The 13,091-nt window shown below is 53.3% G+C and carries 8 protein-coding genes and 1 tRNA gene; 2 read left to right on the top strand and 7 right to left on the bottom strand.

From position 1 onward, the window contains the following. The first annotated feature begins 34 nt into the window (after positions 1 to 34). Positions 35 to 122, top strand: a tRNA-Ser gene (locus P7079_RS01000). Between the two features lie 190 nt (positions 123 to 312). Here the strand turns inward: P7079_RS01000 and P7079_RS00995 are convergent. Further along, positions 313 to 429: an LPXTG cell wall anchor domain-containing protein gene (locus P7079_RS00995; RefSeq protein ID WP_278012986.1), complete on the bottom strand. Its 117-nt coding sequence runs from the start codon at positions 427 to 429 to the stop codon at positions 313 to 315. An 18-nt stretch (positions 430 to 447) separates the two neighbouring features. Then, on the bottom strand, positions 448 to 6,168 hold the full coding sequence (locus P7079_RS00990; protein ID WP_278012985.1) for a Rib/alpha-like domain-containing protein: 5,721 nt from the start codon (positions 6,166 to 6,168) through the stop codon (positions 448 to 450). A gap of 244 nt (positions 6,169 to 6,412) precedes the next feature. Between P7079_RS00990 and P7079_RS00985 the strand changes: the two genes are divergently transcribed. Then, positions 6,413 to 6,997 carry a LytR C-terminal domain-containing protein gene (locus tag P7079_RS00985; RefSeq protein WP_278012984.1) on the top strand — a complete coding sequence of 195 codons (585 nt, stop codon included), beginning with the start codon at positions 6,413 to 6,415 and terminating at the stop codon, positions 6,995 to 6,997. 116 nt (positions 6,998 to 7,113) lie between these two features. Here P7079_RS00985 and P7079_RS00980 read toward each other — a convergent pair whose 3' ends face one another. From P7079_RS00980 to cysS, 5 genes are all read right to left on the bottom strand, one after another. Further along, a complete protein-coding gene (locus P7079_RS00980) occupies positions 7,114 to 8,514 on the bottom strand; it encodes a uracil-xanthine permease family protein (RefSeq protein WP_278012983.1) in 1,401 nt (466 codons plus the stop codon). Positions 8,515 to 8,668: 154 nt separating this feature from the next. Further along, positions 8,669 to 9,178, bottom strand: coding sequence for an ASCH domain-containing protein (locus P7079_RS00975; protein WP_278012982.1), 510 nt, complete (start codon positions 9,176 to 9,178; stop codon positions 8,669 to 8,671). After that, positions 9,175 to 10,581, bottom strand: a complete 1,407-nt coding sequence (locus tag P7079_RS00970) for a hypothetical protein (protein WP_278012981.1) — start codon at positions 10,579 to 10,581, stop codon at positions 9,175 to 9,177. Before P7079_RS00970 ends, P7079_RS00975 begins: the two co-directional genes overlap by 4 nt. A 20-nt stretch (positions 10,582 to 10,601) precedes the next feature. After that, positions 10,602 to 11,573 (bottom strand): 23S rRNA (guanosine(2251)-2'-O)-methyltransferase RlmB, encoded by a 972-nt coding sequence (rlmB, locus tag P7079_RS00965; RefSeq protein WP_278012980.1) that lies wholly within the window; start codon positions 11,571 to 11,573, stop codon positions 10,602 to 10,604. A gap of 1 nt (position 11,574) precedes the next feature. Continuing rightward, positions 11,575 to 12,999 (bottom strand): cysteine--tRNA ligase, encoded by a 1,425-nt coding sequence (cysS, locus tag P7079_RS00960; RefSeq protein ID WP_278012979.1) that lies wholly within the window; start codon positions 12,997 to 12,999, stop codon positions 11,575 to 11,577. Between the last annotated feature and the right edge of the window lie 92 nt (positions 13,000 to 13,091).

Below are 13,091 nucleotides of genomic sequence, written 5' to 3'. Positions count from 1 at the left end.
GGATAAATGGGCACGCCACGATTGTGGTGTGCGTGGAGGTATCGCCTAGCGGCCTATGGCGCACGCTTGGAAAGCGTGTTGGGTGCAAGCCCTCGGGAGTTCGAATCTCCCTACCTCCGCCAAATGCCCGGAGGCTTGGAAATCAAGCCTCCGGGTTTTTCATCGGAGCTTGACAATTTCATTGAGAGTCAACTGGATTCCTCTCAACGTTCACATCTCGATTTCATGTATGACAACGTCAGTGGGCCCGGCGCTTTTAGCGCCGGGCCCACTGTGTCACTTACGAGAAGTCTCCCTCTCGCGTGCTCTCATTTAGTTGCTTTCCTTGCGGCGAGTTGCGGCAATTACTGCACCTGCAGCAACCAAAACCACAGCCATTCCACCAAGACCAGCAACCGACGAACCAGTGAAGGGCAGTGCCTTCTTCAATGGTGACGCCTTCGGAGCCTACTGAACCGCTCCAAGGACCGTTACCGGAACCTTCTTGACCACAGAGGTACCGTTCGGGAAGGTGATCTTCACCTCGACGTCGTACTTACCAGGCTTGACATCCTTACCTGGGGTAAGGATCAGCGAACCATCTGGATTCACCTTGGCCCAACCTGGAGTCTTTGGCGTGCGATCGTACTTGGTGCCTTCCGGAAGGGACTTGCCATCCTTATCCTTCGGAGCAGGGATGGTGGCTGTCTTACCTTGCTCAACCTTGGTCTCGCCTGGGTAGGTGACGTTTGGAATTGGTACGAGCGGTGTTGCTGGGAAGCTGTTGGGATCGGTAACTTTGTCAGTCGCCTGAGGATCAGCAACAGTCTTACCGGTCTTCGGGTCAACCTTCGTATTCAGCTCATCGCCGTCCTTGACACCATCACCATCAGAATCAGCCTTATTCGGATCAGTATTCCCCGGCTCACCCTTCGGATCAGACTTACCATCCTTGAACGGGTTCTTCGCACCAGTGACCTCATCACCGTCATTGACCCCATCCTTATCAGTATCAGCCGACTTCGGATCAGTCTTGAACTTATTGACCTCGTCACCATCCTTCAGACCATCACCATCAGTGTCAGCCTTATTCGGATCAGTACCAAGCTTCTTCTCCTGATCATCACTCAAACCATCACCATCCGAATCAGCCTTATTCGGATCCGTAACAGCATCAGTGTCACCACTCGAAACAGTCTTACCGGTCTTCGGGTCAACCTTCGTATTCAGCTCATCGCCGTCCTTGACACCATCACCATCAGAATCAGCCTTATTCGGATCAGTATTCCCCGGCTCACCCTTCGGATCAGACTTACCATCCTTGAACGGGTTCTTCGCACCAGTGACCTCATCACCGTCATTGACCCCATCCTTATCAGTATCAGCCGACTTCGGATCAGTCTTGAACTTATTGACCTCGTCACCATCCTTCAGACCATCACCATCAGTGTCAGCCTTATTCGGATCAGTACCAAGCTTCTTCTCCTGATCATCACTCAAACCATCACCATCCGAATCACGATTAGTATCGCGCTGAACAGTGATCACGAACGTAGTCTTCGACTTCGAACCATCAGAGTTAGAAGCAGTCACGGACACAGTGAAATCACGCGACTCCTCATCCTTGCCCCAATCAGACACGATCGGAGTACCCGAAATCACGCCATCCTTGAGCTCAATACCCTTAGGCTGACCAGAAATCGAGACCTTCGCATCCTTATCCGCAGTCTTTACGGCCACGTCCTTGATCGGCTTACCTTCAACAACCGTCTGATCGTCAATAGCCCCAACACCAGCAATCGGGACAATCTCCATCCACGGCATGTCGCGAACAGTCACCGGAACTACGACTTTGTCGACCGAACCATCTGGGTACGTCACCGTGACTTTGATTTTAGTCTCACCAGAAGTCTTACCATCAGGCATGGTCTGACCCGGATCAACCGTGATCTTCGGTTGCTTGCCATCCTTCGGGAAGTTCGGAACAGTCACTGCATTCTTCACTTCATCCTCAGTGGTCCGCGTGCCGAAGTCCTTCGTGATCGGGGTGACCTTTGGATCATACTTCGCATTATCCAATGGCGTTACTGTGAAGTTCGCGATTACCTTTTCTTCGACAAGCTTCGTCACGTCGTCAGTGCCGTCGTTGTATGTGACAACGACAGGGACTTTAATGGTGGCATCCTTGGCGTCAGCCGGTGCCGTCACCTTTACTTCACCGTTGTTCTTGTCAACAGCGAAAGTGTAACCAGGGTAGTCTGTCGCTGTTTTCTTTTCGAACTCAGGATCCAGCTTGAACGTCGTTCCAGCAGGAATGTCTTTAGCTGTTTCCTTCTCTGGCGTCGTAACGTCGTCGAAGGTGGGGAAAGCACTCTCGGTTGCTCCACCCTTGATCTTTGTGTCGGCGTACTTCGCGTCATACTTCTGCGAGATAGAGCAACCGGTATCGTCAACCCGTGAACCCGACTCAGTACCCGCGCACAGATCCTTGTCGTCATTCACGCCGTCACCGTCAGAGTCTTTGAGGAACTCAACAAACAGATTCGGAGTCTCTTCCTTAATTTCTATCTTCGCACCGTCACGGAGCTGGGAGTTCGCCTTGAGAACGAGTTTGTCCTTGTTAGCATCCTCTTCACCATCGACTGTAACCGTGTAGGTGCCTGGCTTGAAATCGGCAAGACCGAAGTTCATTACCACGGGGAAGTCCTTCGTACCAAGCCAGGTCGAACCACCATCAGTGGACTTGTACTGCTTGCCATCCTGCGCGGTCAGGGTGACAACGAGATCCTTGAGAGATGCTGGCAGGTTCTTGTCAAACGCTCCTGGCCCGCCCGAAAGCACAGCCTTGCCATCAATTCTGACGCCAAAAGTCACATGCTGCGAAGCACCAGTCGGCGGATTCGGGTTATCTTCACCCGAAAGAACCTTCACAGTGATGGTGGTTGTGTCGGTTGACCGGTCTGGGTAGGTAACAGTTACCGGCACATCATATGTACCAGGTGTTGCTGCTTCTGGGATGTTAACCTTCACGCCGCCTTCACCATTTACTGTAAAGGTGAACGCAGGGGTATTGGCCCCTGGCTTCGGATTCGCAGTAATAGTGGAGTCTGCGGGAATCTTATCTGTACCGTCGAATGTTACCGGCACACCCTTACCCGGCAGTCCTTCAGCAGTTCCTGCACCTGGGTTGGTCTGATCTGCAGTATTCGGGGTCTTGGTGACCTTAGCTTCGATTACTTCGGAAGAACCATCTGGATACTTGACAGTAACAGGGATGGTGGTTTCTTCGTTAACCTTCAGGCCGTTTTCAGGGTTGATCGAGATCGTGCCATTCTCGTTCACTTTCACGCCTTTTGGAAGTTTACTCTGATCCTGAGGAGCGAACTTCGTATTCGACGGGAGCTGCTTTCCACTCTTATCGGCAGGCGCGTGAATTCTCAAAGCCGTGCCATTCGGGAATTTAGCTGGAATGTACTCAGGAGCGTAAATGTCAGCTTCTTGAACCTTTGGCTTGACATTGACAACAACGCTGACGGTATCGGTCGTCTTATCCGGATAAGTTACCGTAACGGGGTAGGTGTGCTTACCCTCAGGAGCATCAGCCGGAACAGTGATTTTGCCGGTAGCAGCATCAATAGTCGCTTTAGCTTCTGGGTTCTCAGGAAGAGTAAAGGTTGTCTTCGACAGCGGCCCGTCCTCAGCCTCAGTACTGATCGCTTCCTTATCATCCGTTGTGACATCGTCAAATGTAATCGGGTCGGTAGTGATCGCAGTACCCACTGTCGTGGTGGCTTCCTTAACCGGGTTTGGTTCGAAGCGCTGAGCATCGGTAGGCTGCGGATCAATCTGCGCATTTGCAGTAGCGAGGACCTTCTGATTCTTGTCCTTCACGATTACTGACACAGTAAAGACATCGGAATTATCTGCCTTCGCGCCAGCTTTAGGCTGGACAGTCAGCTCACCAGTCTCGGAATCCATGAAGATCGTTCCAGGCGCATTGACCTTTTCCTTCGATTCAACCAGGGTGTAACCTTCGGGAAGGTCAGCATCATTCACTGAGAACGTTGCGCCTTCAGGCTTCTCTCCGTTACCGTCGAGCTTGCCGTTGTAATCTGCCTTTGGAAGAACAGAAGTTGGCTTGCCTTCTGGAGCCTTCACAGGCTCATATTTAACAACAGTTGGGGTGGCGATAAAGGAGTCGTAACCGAGATCGGTAGTCTTTCCGCCCTTGTCAACCATTTGCAGAATGGCCTGGTAAGAAGTTTTCGTATCAGGGTCTACAGTGATCGGCGCATCGCTAATCGAGCCGTCATTGCCGATAGTAATCGGCACGATACCGCCGTTGCCAACTTCATCTGCCGGCACGGTACCACCGATACTTTTACCAGAGTCATCGATCGGCGTCTTGACCCACTTCACTTGATACTTGTAATCCGGACCGAGTGGAACAATTCCGTAGGTCTGCGTGTGAGCTGTGTCCTTCGGAGCAGCAGGATTTGTGCCACTGTCATACGGAGTCACATTGAAGAAGAGCTTCTGCGGAATCATGCCGAAGTTAAGGTTCTCAATCTTCTGATTTGCAGACAACCACTGGTAGGTACCATTCGGAAGTGCTGATGCGGGGCCGAAGCTGCTACCAACGAGGTCTCGATCTCCCGACCAACGTCCACCCCAGAAGGGGTCCGTGTAGCCAGCACCCAACGCAGGATCAACAACTGGCGCAGCATACATCCAGTTCCAGTTCACGTGCTTGGGGAAGTTGTCACCACGAGTAGTAATGTCCGACTTCCACGAACCAAGATCAGCCGACGGAGAAACAGTTCCGAATAGATCGTATGCCTTGACTTGATTGCCGTTCGGCAACTTGTACATCGTGCCGTTATCTCGCGAAAGGTTCGAATAAACAGAAACGCCATCGTCGTAGCCGCGCTTATTGTATGCATTTCCGAACGTACCGTTGAACTTCACCGAGTACCATCCGTTTGGATCAGTTTCGGTCTCGATGGTCTCGGCAATCCACTTTGCTGGGTCAGCCTTGACTTTTTCATTAATCCAGTTTTGGAGTGTCGTCTCATTCTCCCAGGTCCAGCCCGAAGGACGCCATGCCGCACCAGAAATATCCATATTTGGCTTTGTCCGATTATCGAACTTCGATGGGTTTTCACCAAGATACTTGACGATCTCATTCAACGCGTGATCTGACAGGTACGAAACCTTGATCGGGGTCTTGTACAAGGCTGGATCAGAGAAATCCTTGCTGCTGTAACTGAAAAGCTGATTTGCATTCGCCGCACGCTGGAAATTCCAGTAGCCGAATCCCGAAGCAGTGCCATTCCCCTTGCGGGAAGTATCGACGGCCTGCTTCTGATACTTGTCAGCACCTGTGACGGCATCCTTGGCGACATCTGCTGGAAGAAATTTCGCCTTCCAATCTTCTGCATCAGGGCGGTCCGCGATGAGGAAGTTAACATCGACGGCGCTATTTGTTCCAGGATTGAAGGTCAATGTCTTCGACGACGGCGTAATAAGGTTTCCAGCCGCCGGAATCGGTGTCACCGCTGGGTTCAAGATCATCATCTTGCCGTCCGGGGTTTCGATCCAGGTTTGAAGTTTCTCGCGAACACCGTCAGCAGCAAGCGCCTCAGCTTGGCCGGTGAATACTCGCTTCGTGCCATTGGCATCGGTGTAAGGCTTAAGAATTAGGCCAAAACGTCCATCGTTGAGCGTTTTAGTCTTGTAGGTAGGCGAAACATAAGTAATTGTTCCCTGCTGGTTCTGTTCAATCCAGCGAGCATACACCGTTACGCCTTCAACACCTACGGCCTGCCCATAATCAACAGGCGTCTTACCACGTACAGCACCGCCGAGGTAATCATTTCGCACGAGTTTCTGAAGCTCTGAAACTGAACCAGTTACACCATACTTTGTCTTATTCGGAGTAGGATCAGTGGTCGTATCCTCAGCTTCGATGATACTCGAAAGTGGCAACGTGGCACCATTAATGGTGCCACCACCCTTGACGATCTGGCCACCTCCACTAGCTGGCGACTCGCCTGCCGCATAAGCCACGTTCTGCGTACCCAGCACGCCAAAACCGGCACCCGTTGCAAGACCCGACGCTGCAATCGCCACTGCACCAAAGGCGGCAGCTGGCTTACGCCAGAAGCGCGAAGTATTGATATTTTTCATTGACACGTGGTTCCTTTCTTGCAAGGAGAATCCCCCCCCCCCCCGCAGACGTGACGATCATATCAAATCACTCTTACTCCACTCCCAGGTATTTCCATATTTGACTACGCTGACCGATCCTCAGGCCAGTACTCCTCAGGCCAGCACTCGGGCCTTCGCCTTGGTCAGAGACAAAATGCCATCCACTGAACGCTAATTCACCGCACGCGTGCGACGAACACACAAGGCACGATAAATTAGTAAGGTGAACGTCGAAACCAATGCCCGTGAACAATACCGGCAACATCTTCAACGCCGGCAGACTGTCGTGTTTGGCTCCATCATTGCCACGATGATGGGACTCTTTCTTCTGGCTACCGTGTTCTGGACTGGCCTGATCCCATTCCCATTCGATCCCGGCTTCTCAGCCCCAGCCAAGCCAGTATCCGTTCCGTGCCCGACTTCCGATAAGCCAGTTGATCCGAAGACGATTACCGCACAGGTATACAATTCAACGAGACGTGCTGGCCTGGCAGCCAAAGTTGCCCAAGCACTAAAAACTGCCGGAGTATCGGTCACTGACGCCACCAATTGGTCTGGCTCAACACTTAAACCATCTGCCACAATATTTGCAGGAGCAAGCGGAATCGATGCAGCTTACACGCTGCGTGCGTATTTCCCCGGCTCAACTGTGTCCTTCGATTCCACTCAGGCAAACGACACAGTCTACGTCGTCATGGGCTCGACACAAGAGGACATGGTGAAAAAGCCCACCGCTGAACAATTTGCTGCCGCAATGCAACCCATCGAAGGCTGCCAAGCAGTTCAGAGCCAGAGCGCGGATAAGTAGGCTCCACAAGCGAGCTCAATTTCGCTGAAGAGTAATGGTGGGGAAACTTCACTTCACAGAAGTTTCCCCACCATTACTTTTCTTTAACTCTCTATGCGCACCTTCAGTGGCAGGCGCTACTGGGCCTGCGTCATCGGAAGCGCAGAAGCACGCGGATGCTTCGGGTTAATATGCGGCGCGTCGCCTTCCAGCTCACTACCTGCAGGCGCCGACGCCGGAGTAGCGCTCTCGATCGACGTGCCACGCCAGCGCGAGATCGCTCGCATGAGGTGGTAGATGATAATCGCGGAGAATGACCCCATGGCGATACCTTCGAAAACCATTCCATTGACAACCAGCGTGTAGTTGGCGATTGCCAGAACCATTGCCACGGCCGCCGTATTGAGGTTCACCGGGTCAGAGAAATCCACTCGATTCTGGACCCAGATACGAATACCGAGCATACCGATCATGCCGTAGAGCACCGTCGCAGCGCCGCCGAGAACACCCGGAGGAATCGTAGCGATGAGCACGCCGAACTTCGGAAGCATCGACAAGGTGAGTGCGAAAAGCGCAGCAACCACGTACGCCACCGTCGAATACACGCGCGTTGCTGCCATCACGCCGATATTCTCAGCGTACGTTGTCGTGCCTGAACCACCACCGCTACCTGCAAGTGCTGTAGAAATACCGTCGGCGAAGAGCGCACGCCCAGTCACGTCGTCGAGATTCTGACCGGTCATTGCAGACACAGACTTCACATGGCCAACATTTTCCGCAATCAGGACGAGAACCACCGGAATAAACAACCCAAGCAAGGTGAAGTCAAAAGCCGGTGCGTGGAAGCGCGGAAAGCCGATAAGTGGCGCGTGTGAGATCGCGGAGAAATCGACTTCGCCCTGGAACACTGCCACGACGTAGCCAATTGCTACACCAATAAGGATCGACAAGCGGCCAACGATTCCTTTGAACAACACAGTGACGAGGAGGATCGCGACGATTGTTGCCGTTGCCGTGACCGGCGCAGCTTTCACATTATTCCACGCTGCAGGAGCGAGATTGAAGCCGATAAGCGAGACGATTGCCCCTGTCACCACCGGTGGCATAAGACGATCAATCCAGCTGGCACCCGCAAAGTGGACGATCACACCGATTGCCGCCAGCGTCAGGCCGACCGCGATGATCCCTCCCGAAGCAAGCGCGGCTTTGTGAGAGTCGAGCGGCGCCCCACCGTTTGCCACGTAACCTGTCACCGCTCCAATTGGGGCAAGTAAAGCGAAGGACGACCCCAAATAACTTGGGAGCCGCCCTTGAGTAATACCAATAAAAAGTAACGTTCCAACGCCTGTAAAGAAAAGCGTTGTTGCCGGATCAAATCCAGTCAATAGAGGAACGAGGAACGTTGCGCCAAACATTGCAACCACGTGCTGGGCGCCGATGCCGATTGTGATCGGCCAACTCAGACGCTCGTTCGGCAACACCACCTCCCCGGGAGCAATAGAAATGCCATTACCGTGAAGTTTCCAGCCGAAACTCATTGCGTCTCCTTCGTGAGAATATAAGGGGACACCAAATGGTGTTCGGGAGATCATCGTAAGGCGCAGACCACCATGTAGACAAACCACCGGCCTATGGTGTTCACCATATGAGACCATAGACCGGTGACGTGCCTTGTTTATGTGAAAAATTTTCTCATTCTGCCCGATAAGCCACAGTAAAGATCTCCGCGACGATTTCGTCTGACTCCGAGAAGTCATGCCCAAGCATTGCTGCCACAGCGGTAAAGAAATCGCGATGAATTTCTTGCCACTGCGCAAGATCTGACTGACCTTCAGCCTGAGCAATATCCTGACCAACTTCACGGAAGGGAAGAACATCAACGCGTTCATTCGACAAAAGAGCCCGAGGAATTCCTGCACCGTCAACCATGATGGTGAACTCACCGGCGCGAGGGAGCGGAACCTCCTCGGCTTCATATTCTGGCTTGTAGCTCACTGTTGCGCGCTTCTTACCAGACAGAACGAGGATTGCTGCTTCATTCGCCTGCTCGGCTGTGCTTCCAAAAGCAAATGCAGGCGGCCTCAGAGCAGCGATATCGTCCTGTCCCGTGACACCGGCAACTGGTTCAAAACGAAGATGCGTGACGGCGTTCGTCCAAAAAGCGTCAAGATTCTCTTCGGTTGGTTCGATTATCTGGCTCATTGTTCCTTCTTCCATTCTTCAATACGGGAACTTTGACGATTCATCACGTTCATCATCCAATTAGTGGTCAGTACTCGCGCCACACCAGACGCTAAAAGCAGTCCGCCTCCAATAAGTGACAATCCAGCGCGTTTTCCTTTTTGTTTTCTGCCGATCCCATGAACCAGTAATGCGCCACCGAGGGCAGATTCCGCAGCCGCCATTATTCCCGGAACCCACGGACGTTCAACGGTGACCTTACGTAGAGTATTCATTACAGGTGAGGCAATCGCTCCTTCACCCAGGAGCTCCCACGCTACTGTTTCTTCAAACGCTTCTGTGCCTTTGGACGGCTCGAAGATACGCGTCCCGAGAGCTTCCAGTGGCGCGCCTTCAACGAGCACTTCAACATATTCATCCCCAAGTCCGAGGGCACGAATTAAGGCCTCTGCCCCATTCTGCGGTTCTTCAAGCAATGCGGCACGCACATCAGCGAACGACGCCGACACCGCATCAGCCACGGCCATCCGAGCCACGGCCCCCGCCCCAAGCTCGTCATGCGCAAAGACTGCGGCAGGTGACTGAGGTGCCGCCGCGATCCATTCAACGACAGGCATTTCACCTTCCCAGCGCCAGCGCAGTCGCACATTGTCACGCTTGACGAAAAGCTTTGGGTTCCCGTCAGCCGGAACGGTCAGAGCCACCATGACACTCGGTCGAGGAAGCGCCACGCGCCTAAGATTGAAACGATCTCGAGCAACGAGGACTCGCAGTTCATCAAGTTTTGCCACAGCAATTGGCTGAGCTTCTGCAGTCGCCAGCACAGGCAGCTCGCTCATTGGCACGTCGGCGAGAACAAGACTCGGCCCGCTCTCCCCTGCCAGGGCTGCGAGAGTCGCAGCATCTGGAGTCGGCGGAGTGAGTGCCGAATCGGATGTCACCGTCGCGTCGGCCGACGCCGGACTAGCAGGATTGACGAACTTCACCTGGCCAATGCCACGCTCTGCACCCGATGAGGAAGCAGACGCTTCTTGGTCGAGAAAACTCTGCGAATCTTCACTCTCAAGCGTCTCTTCAAACAACGGATCAAGATCATCATCGGTGACAAAGACCGATCCTAAATCCATTTCTCCGTAGAGCACGGATCCATCCAGCTCCACCGAGACTTTCCGGAGCACTCGCTGCATCTCTTCCGCAAGTTCGTGGACACCGCGACCGCGGAACACCTCGCCATCTTCATCAACAGTTGCAACACGGCGCCGGCGTCCAGCGATCACAACCTCAAAATCATAGCCAAAGTCATCATCAGCACGGCCACGAGCAACGATCCGCTCGTCAGCAAAAAACTTTTCAATATCAGCAACTGACACCAGTTCCGGATCGAGCCTCTGAATGTGCCCGGTAACGGGCCTCCAAAATGCCATGATTCCTCCTCGAATCTTTCCTACTTTGAGCGTAGCTGATCGATCTGGTAAAGCGCGATACCAGTGGCAACGGATGCATTAAGAGATTCCATCTCAGAAGCGATCGGAATTTGAGCAATCACGTCACATGTTTCGCGGACAAGACGAGAAATCCCTGCGCCTTCAGAGCCGGTCACAAGCACCAATGGGACATCGGCAAGCGACAGAGTAGAAATGCTCTCTTCCCCGCCGCCAGCAAGACCGACAACAAAATAGCCTTGTGCTTTGAGATCCTCCAATGCGCGGACGAGATTCGTTACTCGCGCAACGGGCACGCGTGCTGCAGCGCCTGCACTCACCTTCCATGCAGTGGCGTTGACACGCGCACTGCGACGCTCAGTAATCACGACGCCGTCAGCATGGAAAGCGGAGGCAGACCTCAAGACTGCACCGAGATTGTGTGGATCTGTGATCGAATCGAGAGCAACAATCAATCCTGGACGGCCAAAATCAGCTGCCCGGTCAACCAAATCCTCAAGATCGGCATATTCATGCTCAGGAACTTCAATCGCAATGCCCTGATTCACTTGCCCATCAGTCATCTTGTCAAGTTCCGTTCGCGAAACATCAACAAGTGCGATTCCACGTTCCATTGCTGCCTGGGCAACTTCTGTCACACGAGGATCATTTGACATCGAAGAAACAATGAATACACGCTCGAACGGCACACCGCTGGCAACAGCCTCTGCCACGGGGTTACGTCCGCAAATCAGCTCATATCCTTCCGGCGTATGAAGGAACCCTCGAAGTTTCGGGCCAGCTGCACGCTTGGCGCGAGCCTCCGCCTCTTTCTTCCTTTTGTAGGCAGCATGATAGGTACGATCCTCGGCCTTCGGCGTCGGCCCTTTACCTTCGAGCCCCCGACGACGCTGACCACCGGAACCAACTCCGCGCGATCCCTTCTTTGCTCCTTTGCGAATAGCGCCTGGACGCCCTCTACCCTGACCAGCCATTTTATTCTCCCAACTTCCAGGTGGCGCCATCCGCCGAATCTGCAACCGAAATACCTGCGCCCGCAAGCAGATCACGCATCGCATCTGCCGTGGCCCAATCTTTATCTGCACGTGCCTTCGCACGCTTATCAAGAACGTCCTTTACCAGTGTGTCCAGCGCGTTCATCACCGCTGACCCTTCACTCGATCCACTTCGCCACTGGGGAGAAAGAGGATCAAGTCCGAGGACATCAAGCATCGAACGAACAAGCAACTGTTCTATGCGAACTGTTGCTTGCTGGCCTTCAGCAAGTGCCGAGTTCCCTCGCTTCACGTGTTCATGAATGACCGCGAGCGCAGCCGATACATTGATGTCATCATCCATCGCAAGGACGAATTCTTCCGGAAGATCTCCTGGAAGAAGCATCAATTCTTCAGCAGGAATTTCACCCACTGCGCTCGCCGCACGTTCAACGAAACCTTTCAGGCGATCCCATACCGCTCCTGCTTCATGCAGCGTCTTGTCCGAATACGCAACGGTGGAGCGGTAGTGAACTGTTCCCAGAGCGAATCGAACCAAGACAGCCGGATACTCTTTGAGAATGTTCGCCACCGTGAGCGAGTTACCCAGTGACTTGCTCATCTTCTCGCCATCGATGGTCACCCACGCGTTATGCATCCAATATTGAGCAAAGCCATACCCAGCACCATGGCTCTGCGCCTGTTCGTTTTCATGGTGAGGGAAACGGAGGTCGATCCCGCCTGCGTGGATATCGAAGCTCTCGCCCAGGTACTTCCCACTCATGGCCGAACACTCTAAGTGCCATCCCGGACGCCCAAGGCCCCATCGGGTTTCCCATTTCGCCGTATCAGGTTCTGACTCTTTGGCACGTTTCCACAGTGCAAAATCGTGGGGGTTGCGTTTGTCTGGCTCGCTCTCGGATTCATCAATCGCCAGATCACCCACCCGTTGATTGGTGAGTGAACCGTAGTCCGGCTGTGAACTGACATCGAAATACACATTCCCCGCGTCAGTGGCATACGCGTGGCCACGCTCAATCAATCGCTCGATGAGAGCGATCTGTTCAGGAATATGTGCCGTGGCATGAGGTTCATAGGTCGGACGGATGATACCCAAAGCATCGTAGGCAGCATTGAATTCTTGTTCGAATGTATAAGCCCACGCCCACCAGGAACACCCAGCCTCAGAACTCTTGTTCAGGATTTTGTCATCAATATCGGTGACGTTACGAATAAGCGTGACCTCGTATCCACGGCGCATCAGCCACCGTCGCAATACGTCGAACGCGACAGCGCTCCTCATATGGCCGATATGGGGCGAACCCTGGACCGTGGCACCACACAAATAGATCCCCACTTTCCCGTCAATAAGGGGATGAAAATCTCGTAGTGTCCGAGCCGGCGAATCATAAATCTTTAGCGTCACGCCAACAGTTTACCGTAAACACCACCTCGGCCTGCACAAAGATTGACGTAGTGGAAAAAGTCAGCACTCAGCGTAACTGTGGAAACGTCTGC

Origin of the sequence: Arcanobacterium canis (assembly GCF_029625435.1) — a bacterium.
In the GTDB taxonomy this organism is placed as follows: Bacteria; Actinomycetota; Actinomycetes; order Actinomycetales; family Actinomycetaceae; genus Arcanobacterium; species Arcanobacterium canis.
Note: the sequence above shows the minus strand (reverse complement) of the source record. Positions and strands in the feature narration are given on the sequence as shown.

Excerpts from the sequence above, each read along its gene's own strand:
- P7079_RS00975 (WP_278012982.1), bottom strand. The coding sequence starts at position 9,178 with ATGAGCCAGATAATCGAACCAACCGAAGAGAATCTTGACGCTTTTTGG.
- rlmB (WP_278012980.1), bottom strand. The coding sequence starts at position 11,573 with ATGGCTGGTCAGGGTAGAGGGCGTCCAGGCGCTATTCGCAAAGGAGCA.
- P7079_RS00990 (WP_278012985.1), bottom strand. The coding sequence starts at position 6,168 with ATGAAAAATATCAATACTTCGCGCTTCTGGCGTAAGCCAGCTGCCGCC.
- P7079_RS00970 (WP_278012981.1), bottom strand. The coding sequence starts at position 10,581 with ATGGCATTTTGGAGGCCCGTTACCGGGCACATTCAGAGGCTCGATCCG.
- P7079_RS00980 (WP_278012983.1), bottom strand. The coding sequence starts at position 8,514 with ATGAGTTTCGGCTGGAAACTTCACGGTAATGGCATTTCTATTGCTCCC.